This window comes from Nostoc favosum CHAB5714 (assembly GCF_020829495.1).
Classification (GTDB): Bacteria; Cyanobacteriota; Cyanobacteriia; order Cyanobacteriales; family Nostocaceae; genus Nostoc; species Nostoc favosum.
Map to the genome: position 1 here is coordinate 1 of NZ_JAIVFQ010000114.1, position 19,486 is coordinate 19,486.

The following is a 19,486-nucleotide window of genomic DNA, read 5'->3' on the forward strand; positions in this document are numbered from 1 at the left end:
GAACATCGCGGCGATGCCGCCGCCCATCACGCCGCCGCCTATGACGACGGCGCGCTTCGTTGACAACACCATGACGCGCTACTCCAGCTTGATCCCGGTATCCTTGACGACCTTGGCCCGACGGGTCACCGCGCCGGCGATCCATCTGTCGGCCTCTTCCGGCTTGGATAGCACCAGCGTCGCGCCCAGTTGCTTGAGCCGGTCCGCGACTTCGGGAAGCGCGCATGCCTTGGTGATCTCGGCGTGGAGACGTTCCAGGATCGCCGCTGGCGTACCGGCGGCCGCGAGGATTCCCTGCCACGAGCCGGTGACGAAGTCCTTGGGCCCACCGGCCTCGCTGATCGTCGGCAGCTCGGGCGCGATGGCGTCGCGCTTGGCGCTGGAGACAGCCAAGCCGCGCAGCTTGCCACTCTTCACGTGCGGCAGGGTGGCGACCATGCCGTTGAAGATGACGTCGGCATGGCCGCCGATCACCTGCTGGATCGCCTCGGCGCCGCCCTTGAGCGGGATGTTGGTCCATTTCAGGCCGAGCTCGTGCGCGAACAGCGCGCTGGCGAGATGCGGTGCGCTGGCGATGCCGGCGGTGGCGTTGTTGAGCTTGTCAGGATTGGCCTTGGCGTAGGCGATCAGCTCGGCCACCGAGTTGACCGGTGAGCCAGGATAGACCGCCAGCAGATGCGGCGAGTAGACCATCACCGTGACCGCTGCGAAGTCCTTCGCCAGGTCGAAGGGCAGCTTCATCACCGACGGCGAGATGGTGACGCTGCCGAGATCGGTCAGCACCAGATTGTAACCGTCGGGCTGCGACTTCGCGATCATGTCGACAGCGATATTGCCGTTGGCGCCGGGCCGGTTCTCAACCACGACCGACTGTCCCAACGCTTCCTGCAGCCTGGGTTGTAGCAGGCGGGCGAGGATGTCCGACGTGCCACCGGGCGCGAAGGGGATCAGGATACGCAGCGGCTTGCTCGGCCAGGCCTGAGCCAGGGCGGGCAAGGGCAGCGCGCTGGCCGCGCCGGCGAGCAGCGTGGTTCGACGTTTCAGCATCTCAACTCCTTCATTCACCAGGTTGGGTCGATCGGCGTCGTCACGCCGTGCACGGCCTCGACGATCTCGGCGGCGTCGAGCGCCAGATCCTCGCGATAACGGGGGGCCGCGATCTGCACACCCAGCGGCAGGCCGAGTGGCGCGCCGGGCGCGGCGGTTGTGCCCACCGGCACGGCGGCCGACGGCAGGCCAAGCATGTTGATGGTCGTCATCAGCGCCTGCGCGGACAGCACGTGGCGGATGGTGGCGACGTCCTTGTGGTCGAAGCCGACCTCGAAGGGCAGGTCGCCGGAGTTCGGGCCGACGACCAGCGGATAGCGCTCCATGAAGCGCGACCAGTCGCGGCGCTGCGTCAACACCTGCGCCAGGCCCTTCATGTAGTCGAGCGTCGACAGATCTGGTTGCACCTCGAACCACAGGCTCATCGCCTTGCGCGCCTGCGCGTCGCCGAGCTTCTGCACCGTCTCCCAGGTCATGTGCCGCGCCTCGGTGAAGACCAGCGCCTGCCACAGCGCCGCACCGGCTTCGACCGATGGCGGCTCGATCTCCTCGACAGCGTAGCCGTTGTCGGCCAAGGCCTTGCCGGCCTTGCGTACGGCGTCGGCGAGGGCGGGATGCGTGAACATGCCCTTGGGCGCGGGACACAGCGCGACGCGGATCGGGCGCGCGAGCGCGGCGCCTTCAAGCGGCGCCGGTACCCAGATGGGATCGCGCGCGTCGCCGCCGGCCATGGCCGCCAACCCGATACGGACATCGCGCACCTTGCGCGCCAGCGGGCCGTTGACCGCCATGAGCTGGTTGCTGGCGCTGCGTTCGGCGGCGGACGTGGCGTTGAACGCCGGCACGCGGCCCTGCGTCGGGCGGATGCCCGCCAGGCCGCAGGCGTAGGCCGGATAGCGGATCGAGCCGCCATAGTCGTTGCCATGGGCCAGCGGCGCGATGCCGACGGCGAGCGCGGCCGAGGCGCCGCCCGACGAACCGCCCGAGGTGCGGCCTTTGCACCAGGGGTTGAGCGAGGGGCCGTGCATGTCGTTGTCGGTGTGCCAGCGCAGCGAGAAGGCCGGCGTGTTGGTGCGCCCGACGATCACCGCGCCCGCCTTGCGCCAGTTGGCGACTGGCGGCGAGTCCTCCTTCGCCACGAGATCCTTGAACGCGACCACGCCGTTGATCGTGGGATGCCCGACCTGGTCGATGTTCTCCTTGATGGTCACCGGCACGCCATGCAGCGCGCCGAGCGGGGCGCCGCGACGCACCGCCTCGTCGGCGGCGTTGGCCGCCTCGAGCGCCTCGTCGGCGGTGAGGCGCACTACGGCGTTGACCTTGGGATTGACGGCGTCGAGGCGGTCGAGCACCGCGCGCGTCGCCTCGACGCTCGATACCTTGCGCGCGCGGATCGCCGCGGCGAGGTCGACGGCGTCCCAGCGCCAGAGATCGGTGTCGCTCATGTCTGTTCCCCAGGGCCAACGGGCCGGGAGGAGTCTAGCGCGGTACGCTCTGTCAATGCGAGCGCCGGACGTTGTGCGCCGCAGCGTGGCTGATAAGGTCCGCAGCAAAAAGAGGTAGGTGACGGCTTGACGATCTCGATCACGCGTCGCGCCGGCATTGGCGGGGCGCTGTCTTTGCTGGCGGCGCCTGATGTGCGCGCCAACACCTATCCCTCGCAGCAGGTGCGGCTCGTGGTCGGCTTCCCGCCCGGCGGCGGCACGGACGCGCTGGCGCGCGCCATCCTCGAACGCTTTCGCGAGAAGCTCGGTGGTGCGGTGATCGTCGACAACAAGCCGGGCGCTGGCAGCAACCTGGCACACGAATACGTGGCCAAACTGGGCGGCGATGGCCACACCTTGCTGATCAGCAGCAACGCGCAGGCCCTGTTCCCGCTGCTTATCGCCAGGCTGAACTACGATCCCGACAAGGATTTCGCGCCGGTCGGCTTCATCGCACGCCAGGATTCGGTGCTGGTCGGATCGGCCAATGCGCCATGGCCCGACGCCAAGGCGATCGTCGCCGCGGCCAAGGCCGACCCGGGCAAGGTGCAGTTCGGCACCGCCGGCCTGACCACGCCCATGCATCTCGCTGGCGAGCAGTTCGGCATGCTCAACGGCGTGAAGCTTACGCATGTGCCGTTCCGTGGCACCGGCCCGCTGGTCACCGACCTGCTGGGCGGCCACCTGCAGCTGGGTGTATCGAGCCTGACCAGCGTGCAGCCGCATTTCGCCAGCGGCAAGATCAAGGCCTATGCGTTGGCGGCGGAGAAGCGCTCGGAACTGTCGCCGGAAATCCCTACTTTCCGCGAACTCGGCCTCGGCCCGGTCGAGGGCACCATCGTCTACACGCTGATCGTGCCGGCGGCGACGCCCCAGGACATCGTGCGCAAGATCAATGGCGCGCTCAACGACACGGTGCGTGCGCCTGACATGAGCGAGGACCTGCGCAAGCGCGGCTTCGTCGCCATGGGCGGCACGCCGGAGGCACTTGGCGAATGGCTGACAAAGCAACGGCCCCTGTGGGGGCCGGTGCTCCAGGCTGCCGGCATCAAGCCGGAATAGGGACGCCTACTTGTCGAGCCAGACGTCGTCGAAACGCCAGCCGTTGTAGATGGCGTTGTGCTGCAGCACGAGGCCCTTGAGGTGGGGGTACATGCAGGTGTTGGAGACGCCCCATGAGATAATCGGCCGCGCCACGTCGTCGGCCAGCTTGCGCTCGACCGCCCAGACCAGCCGCTTGCGCTTCTCGACATCGAGTTCGCGTGACTGGGCGTCGATCATGGCGTCGACTTCTTTGTTGCAATAGCCCGTGTAGTTGCGCTCCGAGCCGCATGAATAGTTCTCGTAGAACTGCACGTCGGGATCGTCGACACCGCCGCCGGTCAGGTTGAGGCCGACCTGGTAGTCCTTCTTCAGCACCTTGGGGAACCAGACCGGCGTGTCGACCGGATCGAGCTCGCCCTCGATGAATATCTGCTTGAGCTGGTCGATCAGGATCACCGCCGGATCGCGGTAGACGGCGATGTTGCGCGTGGCGACCTTGATCTTCAGCGTCTTGTCGGCGCTGTAGCCCAGCTTGGTCATGATGGCGCGCGCGGCGGCGAGATTCTTCTCGCGGTCGTCGCCGTAGCCCGGCAACTTCGCAAGGTCCTCCGCCGGCATGCCCCAGACGCCGGCAGGTGGCGGCAGCATGGCGGCTCCCACCAGATCGTGGCCCTCGGAGAGGATCTTGCTGAACGCATTGCGGTCGAGCGCCAGCATCATCGCCTTGCGGATGTCGGCGTTGTCGAACGGCGGCGCCTGGTTGTTGATGATCAGGTTGGCGCTGACGTTGGTCGGCCGCGCCTCGCACACAGCCTTCGGTACCTGGGTCTGCACGTCCTTGAGCATCGGGAAGGTCACATCCGAATCGAAGGTCATGTCGGCGTGGCCTGCGACGAACGCCAGGATGCGCGTCGAGCGGTTGGGCACGATCGTCCATTCGATGGCGTCGAGATAGGGCCGGCCCTTGCGCCAGTAGTCCGGATTCTTCACCAGCTTGATGGACTCGTTGCGCTTGAACTCGACGAACTTGAACGGGCCTGTGCCGATCGGCTTGGTTCGGTTGTCGGCGGCCGAGACGTGGCAGGCGTAGATCGGCGTATAGCCCGAGGCCAGCATGGCGATGAACGACGGCTGGGGGTGTTCGAGGACGAAGGTGACCTCCAGCGGGCCGTTGACCCTCGTCTCCTTGAGGTTCTTGTACCAGACTTGGCGCGGGTTCTTGCGCATGGCTGTACTGCCTTTGGCCTTGCCCGTCAGCGCGTCGAAGGTGCAGGCCACATCGGCGCTGGTGAACGGCTTGCCGTCGTGCCACTTCACGCCGTCGCGCAGCTTGAAGGTGAGCTGAGTCTTGTCGGCGTTCCACGACCAGGTGGTGGCCAGTTCGGCTTGGAGCTTGTCGACGCTGTTGATTTTCTCCTGATGGTCGAAGACCACGAGGTTGTTGAACACCGGCATGAACGCGATGTTGGTCGAGATCGTCGCCTCCTCGTGGATCGAGGCGCTGGGCGGGTTGTCGCGATGCGCAATGCGCAGCGTGCCGCCCGATTTCTGCGCCAGGGCGATGCCCGAGGCGAAGCTCGCCGCCACGCCCGCGGCGGCCAGAAACATCTTCACATGACGCATGGATTGGCTCCCGTCCTATTGTCCACCCTGCGGCGCACCGATTGCCACCGCTTCCTTCGCCGGCTGCCGCCGGTCGCCTTGGCGGCCAAGGTAACATGGCGTGGCGGGACAGCGCACGTTTTCGCTAGTGTGGTGGGATGAGCATTCGGTCCTTCCTTCTCCGGCTGGCCGGCGTGGCGGTCGTGGCGTCGGTATCCGCCGCGGCGGCGCGCGAACCCGGGTCCACCTTCCGCGACTGCCCCGATTGTCCCGAGATGATCGTGCTCGCCTCCGGCACGTTCTTCATGGGTACGGAGTTCGATCGCAAGTCGACGAACCTCGCGATGCCCCAGGAAGTGCCGCGGCACCGCGTGGTGCTGGCGCGGCCCTTTGCGCTGGGGCGGTTCGAGGTCACGCAGGCGGAATGGCTGGCGCGGATGGAATTCAACCCGAGTTCCAACAAGGGTGGTCTGCTGCCGGTCGACATGGTGCGCCGCCACTCCGTGGAAGAGTTCGTGAAGCGGCTGGCCAAACACACGGGCAAGCCCTATCGCCTGCCATCGGAGGCGGAATGGGAGTATGCGGCGAGGGCTGGTACTGAGACGGAGTACTGGACCGGGACGGACATGGAGAAACTGAGGCGGCACGACTGGTACGCTGGCAACGCACGCAGTCGCCTGCAGCCGGTGGGAAGCAAGCCCGCCAATCCGTTCGGGCTCCACGACATGTTCGGCAATGTCAGCGAGTGGGTGGCCGATTGCTGGCTGGAGGGGGGAACCACGAGGCCGCGCATTGCGCTGGGCCATGCCCGGCCGACCGGTGACGGCACGCCGGTTAAGGACTGCGCATCGGGGGCGTTCGTCCTGCGCGGTGGTGCGGTAGACCTCGGCCTCCAGATGATGCGCTCGGCCGCGCGCAGCCGCGGCGACGAGAGCTACAGACTCTGGCCATCCAAGATCGGCTTTCGCGTCGCGTTGGATCTGCGGTGAGCCGATGACGCCGAAAGCCGAGCGACGGGCGCTGCAGGTCGCGGTAGCGCTGCTGTCGCTGGTGCCCGTGACCGCCGGCCTCGCCGGCGTGCTGCAGGGGCCGGCGATGGTCGACGGATCGCTCGGCTCGGCATCGCAGGACAGCCACATTCGCTATTTGAGCGGCCTCCTGCTGGCGATCGGCGTAGCGTGGTGGAGCGTGATTCCGGCCATCGAACGCCACAGCGCCCGCGTGCGCCTCCTGACGGCGCTGGTGGTTTGTGGTGGCCTCGCGCGCCTGCTGAGCCTGGCGGTGGTCGGCCTGCCATCCGGGCCGATGCTGGGCGGGCTGGCGATGGAACTCGTCGTCACGCCGGCGATCGCGCTGTGGCAGGCGCGGGTGGCGCGGCGTATGGATGTGGCATGACCGACGATCGCGCCCTTGTCCTGTTCTCCGGCGGCCAGGACTCGACCGTCTGCCTCGCCTGGGCGCTCGATCGCTTCTCCCATGTCGAGACCGCGGGCTTCGACTACGGCCAGCGCCATCGCGTCGAGCTCGAATGCCGCGGCCGCGTCGTCGAGGCGCTGCGTGCGCGCTTCCCGCGGTGGTCCGCGAAGCTCGGCGTCGACCATATGATCGACCTGCGCTCGCTGGGTGCGATCAGCGACACGGCGCTGACGCGCGAAGCGGCGATCGCCTTCGAGAAGGGTGGGTTGCCCAACACCTTCGTGCCCGGGCGCAACCTGTTGTTCTTCACCTATGCCGGCGCATTGGCCTATCGCCGCGACCTCAAGCGCCTGGTCGGTGGCATGTGCGAGACCGACTACTCGGGCTATCCCGACTGCCGCGACGATACGCTCAAGGCGCTTCAGGTGGCGTTAACCCTCGGCATGGACCGCCGCCTGGTCATCGACACGCCGCTGATGTGGCGCGACAAGCCCGCGACCTGGCGGCTGGCTGAAGATCTCGGTGGCCAGTCGCTGGTCGAGCTGATCCTGGAGGAGACGCACAGCTGCTATCTCGGCGATCGTACGCGGCGCCATGATTGGGGCTATGGCTGCGGTACCTGTCCGGCCTGCGCCTTGCGCGCCAATGGCTGGCGCGCATATGCGGCGTAGCCCCGCCGCTGCGATCTGGATCGGGAGGTCTCCATGCGGCGTCTGGTCTGCGTCATGCTCGCGGCGGGTCTTGCGGTTTCGACCCAGCAGGCCTTCGCCTGCAATTCTTCGAGCTGGCGCCTGCAGCACAAATCGTTCCTGGTGCAGCGGTCCTCGGAGACGCCGTTCACCGTCCTTCTCGGAACCGGCGAGGCGCACACGGCCGATGTCACCGTCGACATCTACCAGCGGCCGGGTGAGGTCGACGTGCGGGCGCGCAACTCGGGCCCGTTTGTCGATCCCGGCATGCCGACGAGGTCCGCTGGCAAGATCGCCGTGGTCTTTCGGGTAGCGCGTTCCGGCGCCGGAACGATCGCCGTCGACGTGATCGACGGCGAAGGCAAGGTGACGCGCATGATCAGCCATGCCTTGAAGGTCGAGGTCAGGCCATTCCTCCGCTGTTGACGGGACTCGCTCTTGCCGGCGTCCGCCCCTCGCGGCAGTCTGACAGCGGGATCCGGCCGTGATCGCCGCTTCCCAGGTTCCGGGAGCTCGCCCATGCTCAAGGTTGTCCCCTTATGCGCCGCATGCGCGGTGCTCGTGCTGCTGGGCGCGTGCAAGGAAGACGCGCCCAAGTCCGTCGAGATTCGCCCGGTGCGTACTGAGGTCGTCGATCCCAAGCCGATCGACGACGATCGCCAGGCTGTCGGCGAGATCAAGCCGCGGCAGGAAAGCGATATCGGATTCCGCATCTCCGGCAAGCTGATCTCGCGCGCCGTGGATATCGGCGTGTCGGTGAAGAAGGGCGACCTGCTGGCTCGCCTCGATGACACCGAGTACCAGGCGCGGCTGCGCTCGGCCGAGGCCGAGATCGCCTCGGCCGAGGCAGTGCTGGTCGAAGCGGATGCCGCCGAGGGCCGCCTGCGCCAGTTGCTCGCCTCGGGCACCACGACCCGCGCCAACTACGACGTGGCGGTGAAGAACCAGCGCGGCGCGCAGGCCAAGCTCGAGGCGGCTCGCGCCAGCGCTTCGTTGTCGCGCGACCAGTTGGGCTACACCGAGCTGCGCGCCGACTTCGACGGCATCGTCACAGCGGCGGCGGCCGAGCCCGGCCAGGTGATCAGCGCCGGCCAGATGGTGGTCAAGCTCGCCAAGCCGGACGAGAAGGACGGCGTCTTCAATATCGCCGAGTCGGCGTTCCGCGGCCGACCGGAGCACGAGCGACCGGAGGTCGTTGTCTCGCTGCTCAGCAATCCCGGCGTCTTCGCAGAGGGGGTGGTGCGCGAGATCTCGCCGGTGGCCGATCCGGCGACGCGCACCTACCAGGTCAAGGTGACGCTGCGCCAGCCACCCGAGGGCATGCGCTTCGGCGCCAGCGTTATGGGACGCCTGAAGACGACCACGGCGCCCGTCGTGGTGCTGCCGGGAAGCGCGCTATTCGACAAGAGCGGTAAGCCGGCGGTTTGGGTCTACCAGGCGGCGACGGCGTCGGTGGCGCTCAAGCCGGTCGTCGTCGCGCGCTACGAGGCGGATCGTGTGGTGATCAGCGAAGGGCTGTCGAAGGGCGAGGTTGTCGTGACCGCCGGGGTCAATCGCCTGCGCGAGGGGCAGAAGGTGCGCCTGGCGCAGGAGGCCTCGCGGTGACGAGCTTCAACCTTTCCGACTGGGCGCTGCGGCACAAGAGCTTCGTGCTCTACCTGATGTTGATCGCGGCCATCACCGGGGCCTTCGCCTACGACAGGCTGGGGCGCGAGGAGGATCCGCCCTTCACCGTCAAGACGATGCTGATCAAGACGCTGTGGCCCGGCTCGACCGCGACCGAGATGCTGCAGCAGGTCACGGACCGCATCGAGAAGAAGCTCGACGAGGTCGAGGGCCTCGATTTCGTGCGCAGCTATACCAAGCCCGGTGAGTCGGTGGTCTTTGTCAATCTCAAGGACACCGTGCGCGCCGCCCAGGTACAGGACACCTGGTACCAGGTGCGCAAGAAGATCGGCGACATCAAGAACCAGTTCCCGCAGGGAATCCAGGGCCCGGGGTTCAACGACGAATTCGGCGATACCTACTCGATCATCTTCGCCTTCACCGCCGACGGCTTCTCGCCGCGCGAGTTGCGCGATCATGTCGAGCGCGTGCGATCGGAGATGCTGCAACTGCCCGACGTGGCGAAGGTCGACTTGATCGGCACGCAGGACGAGAAGGTCTACCTTGAATTCTCGACCCTGCAGCTCGCGGCGCTCGGCCTCGACATCAACGCGCTGACCCAGACCCTGCAGGCACAGAACGCGATCACGCCCAGCGGCACGGTCGACGCCGGTCCCGAGCGGATCGCGATCCGCGTCTCCGGCCAGTTCGCCTCTGAGCAGAGCCTGGCCACGATCAATTTCCGTCAGGGCGGCCGGTTCTTCCGACTGAGCGATATCGCCAAGATCAAGCGCGGCTATGTCGATCCACCACAGCCGATGTTCCGCTTCAACGGCCAGCCAGCGATTGGCCTGGCCATCGCCATGGCCAGAAACGGCGACGCCGAGGGCCTCGGGCGCAACGTCCGTGCCCGTGTCGCCCAGACGATGGGCGATCTGCCGATCGGCATCGACTCGCACCTCGTCGCCGACCAGCCGCATGTCGTGAAGGAAGCCGTGGGCGAGTTCACCAAGACCCTGCTCGAGGCCGTCGTCATCGTGCTGGGGGTGAGCTTCCTGGCGCTGGGCTGGCGTCCCGGCATCGTCGTCGCGGTGGCTATTCCGCTGGTGCTGGCGATCACCTTCGTCGTGATGTACCTGCTTGGCATCTCGCTGCAGCGCATTTCACTCGGCGCGCTGATCATCTCGCTCGGTCTGCTGGTCGACGATGCCATGATCGCCGTCGAGATGATGATGACCAAGCTGGAGGAGGGCGCCGACAAGGTGACGGCGGCGACCTATGCCTACACGGCCACGGCGTTTCCGATGCTGACCGGCACCCTGGTGACGGTGTCGGGATTCGTTCCCGTCGGCTTCGCCCAGAGCGGCGCCGGCGAGTACTGCTTCACCTTGTTCGTGGTGATCGGCATCGCGCTGATCGTGTCGTGGATCGTCGCCGTGCTGTTCACGCCGCTGACAGGCGTCTATATCCTCAGCGACAAGCTCAAGAAGCACGCTCATGGGCAGTCCCGCTTCTCGCGCTGGTTCCACCGCGCGCTCGATCGCGCGCTGCGCGCCAAGTACGCGGTGATGGCCGCGACCGTGGCGATCTTCGCCCTGTCGCTGGTCGGCATGAACTTCGTGCAGCAGCAGTTCTTTCCGGCCTCCGACCGACCCGAGGTGATGGTCAATCTTACCTTGCCGCAGAGCGCCTCGCTGCGGGCCACGACCGACATCGTCGACAAGGTCGAGAGGATCCTGAAGACAGATCCCGACATCGAGTACTGGAGCTTCTATGTCGGCCAGGGTGCGGTGCGTTTCTACCTGCCGCTCGACGCGCAGCTCGCCAACGACTTCTTCGCCCAGGCCGTTGTCGTGACCAAGGGCTTCAAGCAACGACCGAACGTGGTCGCCCGGCTCGAGAAGGCCTTCGCCGGGCCGGACTACGACAACGTCCTCGCTCGCGTCAGCCCGCTGGAGCTCGGGCCGCCAGTCGGCTGGCCGCTGAAGTTCCGCGTCAGCGGCCCCGACGCCGCGCGCGCGCGCGAGTTCGCCCTGTCGTTCGCCCAGGTGCTGGGCGAGCATCCCGGCACACGCAATATCAACTACGATTGGAACGAGCCGGCCAAGGTGATCAAGGTCGAGGTCGATCAGGATCGCGCGCGCCTGCTGGGCATTAGCTCGCAGCAGCTCGCCAACAACATCAACAGCGTGCTCTCGGGCACGACGATCACCCAGCTCAGGGACTCGACCTATTTGATCGACATCGTCGCGCGCGCGCTGCCGGAGGAGCGCTCCGAGCTCGATGTGCTGCGAAATCTGCGCTTCGAGATCGCCGGCGGCCGCAGCGTGCCGCTGGCGCAGATCGCCACCCTGTCCTACGTGCTCGAGCCGCCGCTGATCTGGCGCCGCCAGCGCCTGCCGACGGTGACGATTCAGGCCGATGTCGTGCCCGGTGTCGAGGCGACCACCGTGGTGAAGCAGCTCGACAAGGCGATCGCCGATTTCCGCGCCAAGCTGCCGCCGGGCTACAGCGTCGTCGCCGGCGGCACCATCGAGGACAGCGCCAAGGCTCAGCGGAGCATTTTCGTCGTCTTCCCGGTCATGCTGCTGCTGATGACGACCATCCTGATGGTCCAATTGATGAGCTTCCAGCGCCTGCTGCTGGTGATGCTGACCGCGCCACTGGCGATCATCGGCGTCGCCGGGGCACTGCTGATCGCCGGCACGCCGATGGGTTTCGTCGCCATCCTTGGCGTGATCTCGCTGATCGGCATGGTGGTCCGCAACTCTGTGATCCTGATCGACCAGATCGACCAGAGCGTGGCCCGGGGCGAGCACCCCTGGAACGCGGTGATCTCCGCCACGGAGCACCGTCTGCGGCCGATCCTGCTGACCGCCGCCGCGGCGATTCTCGGCATGATCCCGATCGCGCCGACGGTGTTCTGGGGGCCGATGGCCTACGCCGTGATGGGCGGCTTGGCTGTGGCGACCGTCCTGACATTGGTCTTCCTGCCGGCACTCTACATCGCCTGGTTCCGCATCAAGCCGCCGCCGGAATTGGCTCCCGCCGCGTCCTGAGCGCGGCCCTAGACGACGCTCCAGCGCCGGCACGCGGGGCAGCGCTCCAATCGCTTGAAGCCAAGATTGAGCACGAGCAGGGAGCGCTTGCGCGTCGCGTTGCACTTCGGACAGGTGGTCGAGGTGCCGGGGATCGTCGCGCTGACCTTGCCGGTGGCGTAGTAGACCAGCAGCAGGGCACCGGCGACGGCGATCAGCAGGACGAACAGCTGCAGCATGCCGGGGACAAGAGCGGCCGGGAAGATCAGCGGAAACACGCCAATCGAGAGGTTGCCCAGCAGGTGCATCAGCATCGCGACACCCAGGCCGGCCAGAATGCCGCCGCGCCAGCAGCGCCAGCCGCGCAGGGTTGTGGCCACCATCGCGGCATGGAAGGGGGCGACCAGAATGCGTTCGCTGATGTAGCCGCCGAATTGCCACCACTGCAGATCGGCGAGGCGCCCTGAACGCGCGATCAGGTCGCCGATAAACCAGGCCTCGCCGATGGCGAAGCCGGTGCCGAGCGCCAGCCCGTACCAAGCCAGCGTAGCGCGATCGATGCGTCGGGCGAGGAACGGCAGAAGCGCCGGCCACAGCTTCGCCGGTTCCTCGGTCAGCGGCGCGTAGAGGAACTGGCCCCACCGATAGATCGGGCTCTGGCCGAAGAGCGGTTGCAGCACGTCGATGATCGGCTGGCGCACGAGGTAGTAGGCGACCGCGCACATCGGCAATTGCAGCGCCAGCGCCAGGAGCAGCGGGCCGACATGGGCGCGGGGCGCGAAGCGCCAGAGTACCAGGCCGAACGCCCCCGCCATGACAAGTGTGGCGGCGATCGCCGCTCCCCATATGCCGTGCATGATTCCGCTTCCCCGCTCGATGCCCGCACGCGACGACGGCGATCATGCCATACTGGCCGCCCAAGGAACCTGACCGGGCGCCAAGGGGAGACCGTCGATGAAAGTGAATTCCAAGATCCGCTCGATCGAGACGCTCGCGGCGGACGCGGGCTGGCGCAACTATTACTTCGTCAAGGTGACGACCGAGGACGGCATCGTCGGCTGGAGCGAGTACGACGAGGGCTTCGGCGCGCCGGGCGTCGGCACGGCGATCGGCAAGCTGTCCGATCGGCTGATCGGACAGCCGGTCGGCGAGCACGAGCGGCTCTACGCCGAACTCTACTCGGTGACGCGCCCCGCGGCCGGCGGTGTCGTCGCGCTGGCGCTGGGTGCGATCGAGAACGCGCTGCTCGACGCCAAGGCCAAGGCACTTGGAGTGCCGTGCTACGAGCTGCTCGGCGGCAAGATTCGTGATCGCATCCGGGTCTACTGGTCGCACTGCGCGACCTGGCGCATCAACCATCCGACCTATTTCAAGCCGGCGATCACCGATCTCGACGGCGTGGTCTCGATCGGCCGCGAGGTGCGCGACAAGGGCTTCACGGCGATGAAGACCAACATCTTCACGTACGACGCCCAGAAGAAGAACCCCAAGGGCTGGCGCCCCGGCTTCGGCTCGCCGAACTACCCGGAGCGTAACGTCGATCGCCACGTGCTGCGGAACCTGCGCATGCATCTCGAGGCGATCCGCGAGGGCGCCGGCCCCGATGTCGATCTGCTGCTCGACCTCAATTTCAACTGCAGCACCGAGGGCTACCTGAAGATCCTGCGCGCGATCAAGGATCTCGACATGTTCTGGATCGAGATCGACACCTATAGCCCCGAGGCGCTGGGGCTGATCCGGCGCCAGAGCCCGCATCCGATCTCCTCCTGCGAGACCCTGCTGGGCATCCGCGAGTTCCTGCCGTACTTCCGCGAGCAGGCGATGGACGTGGCGATCATCGACACGCCGTGGAACGGCGTCTGGCAGTCGATGAAGATCGCCAACCTCGCCGAGGCGCACGAGGTCAACGTCGCGCCGCACAATTTCTACGGCCACCTCTGCACGATGATGAATGCGCATTTCGCGGCCTGCGTGCCCAACCTGCGCATTATGGAGACCGACGTCGACCGCCTCGACTGGGACCACGAGCTGTTCACGCACGTGCCCGAGATCAAGGACGGCCACCTGATCATGCCGAACCGTCCCGGCTGGGGCACCGAGCCCAACGAGGACGCGATCAAGGCGCGTCCGCCCAAGCGGCAGACCGGTGGCCTCGCGAGCTACGGGCGCAAATCCTAGTTGTTTTCCTTCTCCCCGCGAAGGCGGGGAGAAGGTGCCGAGCGATAGCGAGGCGGATGAGGGGCTTCTCGCCCAACACCGTCAGTGTTGCTCGCGGAAACGCCGCGAAGCCCCTCATCCGCCCTTCGGGCACCTTCTCCCCGCCTTCGCGGGGAGAAGGGAAGAGTTCGCGCTCAGTACGCGGCCTTCAGGATCTCCATGACCTGCTCCGGGGTCGAGATCGGTCTTGGGTTCGAGTAGGTCCAGTCGTCGAGCATGCAGTTCTTCGCCAGGCGCGGCAGATCGGCCTCGTCGATCTTCACGTCGCGCAAGGTGCGCGGCATGCCGAGGTCGCGGATGAAGCGGTCGAGGATTCTGCCCGGCGGCGTGTTCGGCTGACCCAGGGCGTTTGCGACTTCGCGCTGGCGCGCGCCATTCACCGGCGCGTTGTAGTCGAGCACGTAGGGCAGCATCACGCACGACGTGTGGCCGTGCGGCACGTTGGCCGAGCCGCCGAGGATGTGGCCGATGGCGTGGCTGGCGCCCAGCCGCGTGCCCGACACGATGCCGACCATCGACAGCCACGCGCCGATCATGCAGCGCAGGCGCGCGTCGAGATCGTTCGTGTTCGCCTTCACCGCCGGCAGGCCGGCACCCAGCGTGCGCAGCGCCTGCAGCGCCGTGCCGTCGGTGTAGTCGTTGGCGTCGAGCGACAGGAAGGTCTCGACTGCATGATCGACCGCGCGCACGCCGCTCGACAGCCACAGCCATTCCGGCGTGTGCACGGTGATCGCCGGATCGAGGATCACCGTCTCCGGCACGATGCCCCGGTTGATGAAGCTCTGCTTGAGCTTCAGCTTGGTGTTGGTGATGCCGGCCCGCGCGTTGAACTCGCCGGCCGACAGTGTGGTCGGCACCGCGATCTGGCGCACTTTCGGCGGCGCGAAGTCTGGCGTGCGGCGCTGGCCGGTCTTGTCGTCGACGACGCTGCGAAACGGCTCCATGGCGTCGACATCGCTGATGCCATGCTCCAGGCAGATCGTGACGGCCTTGCCGCCATCGGTGACCGAGCCGCCGCCCATGGTGACCAGAAGATCGGTGCCGGCCACGCGCGCCGCGTTGGCGCAGTCGACGACGGACTCGCGCGGCGAATGCGCGGGCATGTGATCGTGCACGCCGGCAAAGCGATCGCCGAGCGCCTGCTTCACCTTTTCGATCTCGTCCGTCGCGGTATGGAGCGTGCGGCCGGACAGGATGAAGACGCGCTTGGCCTGCAGGCGATCCGCCTCGGCTACGATCGACTCGGCGGCGGGCTTGCCGAAGATCACGCGATTCATCGCGGTGAAGACCATGGTGCCGGATTGCATGTTCGACCTCTCGCGGACGCAGCGGGCCATCTGTGGCGATCTTAATCCTGCCATAACAACCTGTTGGATTCTTGATTGCGAGTATTTCGGCGATGAAGTCACATCAAACTGATCCGTCCGTGCAGCCCTATTGGGAGCGCGACCCGGACGTGGGCGGCAGTATTCGCTCCCGCTTCGCCTCTCTTTTCGGGTGGACTCTTGTCGCGCTGGTCTTTGGTGGCAGCGTCATCTCCTCGATCTCATCAGGCGGGCCTGTGGCGGGGCCGTGGTGGTGGGTCGGCATCGCCAGCGCGTGTGTCCTCGTCAACGTTGTTGGAAACGCCATTGTCCGCCGATCGCGTGCTCCGCGGTTCCCAACATCGCGCCTGTTCGCCATCCAGAGACGCGAGCGCCCTCCGCGCGAGCACTGGTTCGCGCCGATCACACTGTCGGCACGGCTGCTGCGCCGGGCGTTTGACGTCAACGACAATATCCGCCTCTCGCCGATCTGGTTAATCGTTACCCTCCCGCTGGCCGTTCTTGTGTCGCCTGAGGCGATCCCGGCGGCGATAGGTGCGTTTATGTGCGGCGACGCGAGCGCGTACCTGCCGGTCCTGGGCTGGTGCCACGATGCCATGGCCTTTGCCGAATTGCGCACCTGGCCGCCGGTAGCGCCGAACGTCACAGTGGCTACGGGCATCATCGTGGTAACCAAGGCCGCCGTCTGGCTGTCCGTCGCGTTGTCGTCCTGCGGCGTCGCAGCGGCGATCGTTTTCAGCTGGAAGACTCGGAAGTTGCCAGCCAGTCCCGTGGCGCGGCGGCGGCTGGTTCTATGGTCACGCCTCAACTCCGTGCGGCCCGTCCCGCTGTTCGTGGTCGGGTGCTCGCTGATCGCGCTGTACGACACAATCGTTCGACTGGCGTTCTATGGTTCGACCGCAGTCGCGCCACCTGTCGTGACGAGCGCGAACCAGACGGCGTTCGTCATGTGGGCCATTGCCGGCGCTGTGATTTTCCACTTGGTGGCGGGCATCCTCTACGCCCAGATCATTGAGCGACGGATCGACACGTTGCTCGGCGACGGAGATGAGCCGATCCCGTTGTTCAGCGTCGAGTAGGGACCGCGAGGGACGGCAATCGAAAAGGGCCGGGATCGCTCCCTGCAACTTCTCAACGCGCAACGGCCACGGCTACCACTTCGCCATGCGCTCCTTGAGCATGCCGTCGAGCGTGTCGAGGAACTGTTGCGTGGTCTGCCACGGCTGGTTGGGGCCGATCAGCAGCGCCAGGTCCTTGGTCATCTTGCCGCCCTCGACGGCGTCGACGCAGACCTTCTCCAGCGTCTCGCCGAACTTCACGACGTCGGGCGTGCCGTCGAAGGTGCCGCGATACTTCAGGCCCTGCGTCCAGGCGAAGATCGAGGCGATCGGGTTGGTCGAGGTCGCCTTGCCCTTCTGATGTTCGCGGTAGTGGCGCGTGACGGTGCCGTGCGCCGCCTCGGCCTCGACCGTCCTGCCGTCGGGCGTCAGCAGCACCGAGGTCATCAGGCCGAGCGAGCCGAAGCCCTGGGCGACGGTGTCGGACTGCACGTCGCCGTCGTAGTTCTTGCACGCCCAGACGAAGGCGCCTTCCCACTTCAGCGCCGAGGCGACCATGTCGTCGATCAGGCGGTGCTGGTAGCCGATGCCCTTGGCCTTGAACCTCTCGGCGAACTCCTCGTCGAACACCCTCTGGAAGAGATCCATGAAGCGGCCGTCGTAGCGCTTGAGGATGGTGTTCTTGGTCGACAGGTAAACCGGCCAGCCGCGGTTGAGCCCGTAGTTGAACGCGCTGCGCGCGAAGCCGATGATCGACTCGTCGAGGTTGTACATCGCCATGGCGACGCCGCCACCGGGGAAGTCGAACACGCTGTGCTCGATCGTCTTGCCGTCCTCGCCCTCGAACTTGATGGTGAGCTTGCCCTTGCCCGGCACGACGAAGTCGGTGGCGCGGTACTGGTCGCCGAAGGCGTGACGGCCGACCACGATCGGCTTGGTCCAGCCCGGCACCAGCCGCGGCACGTTCTGGCAGACGATCGGCTCGCGGAAGATGGTGCCGCCGATGATGTTGCGGATGGTGCCGTTGGGCGACCGCCACATCTGCTTGAGGTTGAACTCCTTCACCCGCGCCTCGTCGGGCGTGATGGTCGCGCACTTCACGGCGACGCCGTGCTGCCGGGTCGCCTCCGCCGAGTCGACCGTCACCTGGTCGCTGGTCCTGTCGCGATGTTCGATGCCGAGGTCGAAGTACTTCAGGTCGATGTCGAGGTAGGGAAGGATCAGCTTGTCCTTGATGAACGCCCACATGATGCGGGTCATCTCGTCGCCGTCCATCTCGACGATCGGGTTCTTGACCTTGATCTTCGGCATCCTGCGTCCTCTCGTTTGGCGAGCCGCCCCGGTCGCCCGGGACGGCTCGGCCCGACGCCACGTCAGAGAGTGGCGAGCGCGTCGTTCAGCGTCTTGCTCGGGCGCATCCCGGCCGATGTCTTTTTCTGATCGGGCAGATAGTAGCCACCGGTATCCACCGGCTTGCCCTGCGCGGCGATCAGCTCGGCGTCGATCCTGGCCTCGTTCTCCTCGAGCATCTTGGCCAGCGGCTTGAAGCGGGCCGACAGCGCCGTGCTGTTGTCGCGCCGGGCCAGCGCCTGCGCCCAGTACAGGGCGAGGTAGAAATGGCTGCCGCGATTGTCCAACTCGCCGACCTTGCGCGCCGGCGAGCGGTTATGGTCGAGGATCTTGCCGTTGGCCTCGTCGAGCGTCTCGGCCAGGACCTTGACGTCCTCGTTGCCGGTGGTCTGCGCCAGATGCTCCAGCGATGCGCCCAGCGCCAGGAATTCGCCCAGCGAGTCCCAGCGCAGATAGCCCTCCTGCTGAAACTGCTCGACATGCTTGGGCGCCGAACCGCCGGCGCCGGTCTCGAACAGACCGCCACCCTGCAGCAACGGAACGATCGACAGCATCTTGGCCGAGGTGCCCAGTTCCATGATCGGGAAGAGATCGGTCAGGTAGTCGCGCAGCACGTTGCCGGTAACCGAGATGGTGTCCTGCCCCTTGCGGATGCGATCGAGCGAGACCTTCATCGCCTCGACCGGCGCCAGGATGCGGATGTCCAGGCCCTTGGTGTCCTCGCCCTTGAGGTAGGTCTCGACCTTGGCGATCAACTGCGCATCGTGCGCGCGCTTGGCGTCGAGCCAGAACACCGCAGGCGTGTTGGTCAGGCGCGCGCGGCGCACGCCGAGCTTCACCCAGTCGCGGATCGGCTCGTCCTTGACCTGGCACATGCGGAAGACATCGCCGGCCTCGACCTTCTGGGTCATCAGGACCGTGCCGTCCTCGGCGACGACGTTGACCGTGCCGTCGCCGGGGATCCGGAACGTCTTGTCGTGCGAGCCGTACTCTTCGGCCTGCTGCGCCATCAGCCCGACATTGGGCACCGAGCCCATCGTCTTCGGGTCGAACGCGCCATGCGCCTTGCAGTCGTCGATGACCGTCTGGAACAGCGCCGCGTAGCAACGATCGGGGATCGCCGCGATGCAGTCGTGCAGCTTGCCATCGGCGCCCCACATCTTGCCCGACTCGCGGATCATCGCCGGCACCGAGGCGTCGATGATCACGTCGCTGGGCACGTGCAGGTTGGTGATGCCCTTGTCGGAATTGACCATGGCGAGGCCCGGACGCTTGGCGTAGGTGGCCTGGAGGTCGGCCTTGATCGCGGCCTTCTCGGTCTCGGGCAACGTCTCGATCTTGGCGATCATCTCGGCGACGCCGATATCCGGATCGACACCGATCTTCTTCAGCGTGGCGCCGTGCTTCTCGAACACGTCCGAGAAGAACACCGACACGCAATGGCCGAACAGGATGGGATCGGAGATCCGCATCATGGTCGTCTTGAGGTGGAGCGAGAACAGGATGCCGTCCTTCTTCGCGGCGTCGATCGTCTCGGCGTAGAAAGCGCGCAGGGCGTTCTTGTTCATCACCGAGCAGTCGATGATCTCGCCGGCCTTGAGCGGGATCTTC

The 19,486-nt window shown here is 66.5% G+C and carries 16 protein-coding genes; 9 read left to right on the forward strand and 7 right to left on the reverse strand.

The features are described from left to right. Positions 1–78: 78 nt before the first annotated feature. Positions 79–1,047, reverse strand: coding sequence for a tripartite tricarboxylate transporter substrate binding protein (locus tag LC586_RS43515; protein ID WP_229490032.1), 969 nt, complete (start codon positions 1,045–1,047; stop codon positions 79–81). A 14-nt stretch (positions 1,048–1,061) separates the two neighbouring features. Further along, on the reverse strand, positions 1,062–2,492 hold the full coding sequence (locus tag LC586_RS43520; protein WP_229490033.1) for an amidase family protein: 1,431 nt from the start codon (positions 2,490–2,492) through the stop codon (positions 1,062–1,064). A 126-nt stretch (positions 2,493–2,618) separates the two neighbouring features. Here LC586_RS43520 and LC586_RS43525 point away from each other — a divergent pair, with 126 nt between their 5' ends. Continuing rightward, complete coding sequence (locus LC586_RS43525) at positions 2,619–3,593, forward strand: tripartite tricarboxylate transporter substrate binding protein (RefSeq protein WP_229490034.1); 975 nt, start codon at positions 2,619–2,621, stop codon at positions 3,591–3,593. Positions 3,594–3,599: 6 nt separating this feature from the next. Here LC586_RS43525 and LC586_RS43530 read toward each other — a convergent pair whose 3' ends face one another. Next, the gene (locus LC586_RS43530) at positions 3,600–5,198 is read right to left on the reverse strand and encodes an ABC transporter substrate-binding protein (RefSeq protein ID WP_229490036.1); all 1,599 of its coding nucleotides are present in this window, start codon (positions 5,196–5,198) and stop codon (positions 3,600–3,602) included. Positions 5,199–5,335: 137 nt separating this feature from the next. Here LC586_RS43530 and LC586_RS43535 point away from each other — a divergent pair, with 137 nt between their 5' ends. From LC586_RS43535 to LC586_RS43560, 6 genes are all read left to right on the forward strand, one after another. Then, positions 5,336–6,166 carry a formylglycine-generating enzyme family protein gene (locus LC586_RS43535; RefSeq protein ID WP_229490037.1) on the forward strand — a complete coding sequence of 277 codons (831 nt, stop codon included), beginning with the start codon at positions 5,336–5,338 and terminating at the stop codon, positions 6,164–6,166. Between the two features lie 4 nt (positions 6,167–6,170). After that, on the forward strand, positions 6,171–6,572 hold the full coding sequence (locus tag LC586_RS43540) for a DUF4345 domain-containing protein (RefSeq protein ID WP_229490038.1): 402 nt from the start codon (positions 6,171–6,173) through the stop codon (positions 6,570–6,572). Further along, a complete protein-coding gene (queC, locus tag LC586_RS43545; RefSeq protein WP_229490039.1) occupies positions 6,569–7,264 on the forward strand; it encodes a 7-cyano-7-deazaguanine synthase QueC in 696 nt (231 codons plus the stop codon). The genes LC586_RS43540 and queC overlap by 4 nt, the downstream gene beginning before the upstream one ends. Before the next feature lie 33 nt (positions 7,265–7,297). After that, positions 7,298–7,708 carry a hypothetical protein gene (locus LC586_RS43550; protein WP_229490040.1) on the forward strand — a complete coding sequence of 137 codons (411 nt, stop codon included), beginning with the start codon at positions 7,298–7,300 and terminating at the stop codon, positions 7,706–7,708. A gap of 93 nt (positions 7,709–7,801) precedes the next feature. Next, positions 7,802–8,887 carry an efflux RND transporter periplasmic adaptor subunit gene (locus LC586_RS43555; RefSeq protein WP_229490041.1) on the forward strand — a complete coding sequence of 362 codons (1,086 nt, stop codon included), beginning with the start codon at positions 7,802–7,804 and terminating at the stop codon, positions 8,885–8,887. Next, entirely contained in the window at positions 8,884–11,946 is a 3,063-nt protein-coding gene (locus tag LC586_RS43560) for an efflux RND transporter permease subunit (RefSeq protein ID WP_229490042.1), read from the forward strand. Before LC586_RS43555 ends, LC586_RS43560 begins: the two co-directional genes overlap by 4 nt. A gap of 8 nt (positions 11,947–11,954) precedes the next feature. Here LC586_RS43560 and LC586_RS43565 read toward each other — a convergent pair whose 3' ends face one another. Continuing rightward, a complete protein-coding gene (locus LC586_RS43565) occupies positions 11,955–12,782 on the reverse strand; it encodes a PrsW family glutamic-type intramembrane protease (RefSeq protein ID WP_229490043.1) in 828 nt (275 codons plus the stop codon). Between the two features lie 97 nt (positions 12,783–12,879). Here LC586_RS43565 and LC586_RS43570 point away from each other — a divergent pair, with 97 nt between their 5' ends. Continuing rightward, positions 12,880–14,103: a mandelate racemase/muconate lactonizing enzyme family protein gene (locus tag LC586_RS43570; protein ID WP_229490044.1), complete on the forward strand. Its 1,224-nt coding sequence runs from the start codon at positions 12,880–12,882 to the stop codon at positions 14,101–14,103. A gap of 173 nt (positions 14,104–14,276) precedes the next feature. Here LC586_RS43570 and LC586_RS43575 read toward each other — a convergent pair whose 3' ends face one another. Further along, positions 14,277–15,449: an iron-containing alcohol dehydrogenase gene (locus LC586_RS43575; protein WP_229490045.1), complete on the reverse strand. Its 1,173-nt coding sequence runs from the start codon at positions 15,447–15,449 to the stop codon at positions 14,277–14,279. A 92-nt stretch (positions 15,450–15,541) separates the two neighbouring features. Between LC586_RS43575 and LC586_RS43580 the strand changes: the two genes are divergently transcribed. Continuing rightward, positions 15,542–16,546 (forward strand): hypothetical protein, encoded by a 1,005-nt coding sequence (locus tag LC586_RS43580; RefSeq protein WP_229490046.1) that lies wholly within the window; start codon positions 15,542–15,544, stop codon positions 16,544–16,546. A 72-nt stretch (positions 16,547–16,618) separates the two neighbouring features. Here LC586_RS43580 and LC586_RS43585 read toward each other — a convergent pair whose 3' ends face one another. Further along, on the reverse strand, positions 16,619–17,836 hold the full coding sequence (locus LC586_RS43585; protein WP_229490048.1) for an NADP-dependent isocitrate dehydrogenase: 1,218 nt from the start codon (positions 17,834–17,836) through the stop codon (positions 16,619–16,621). A 62-nt stretch (positions 17,837–17,898) separates the two neighbouring features. Further along, positions 17,899–19,486: NADP-dependent isocitrate dehydrogenase (locus LC586_RS43590; RefSeq protein WP_229490049.1), on the reverse strand; the 1,588-nt coding region annotated here is incomplete at its 5' end.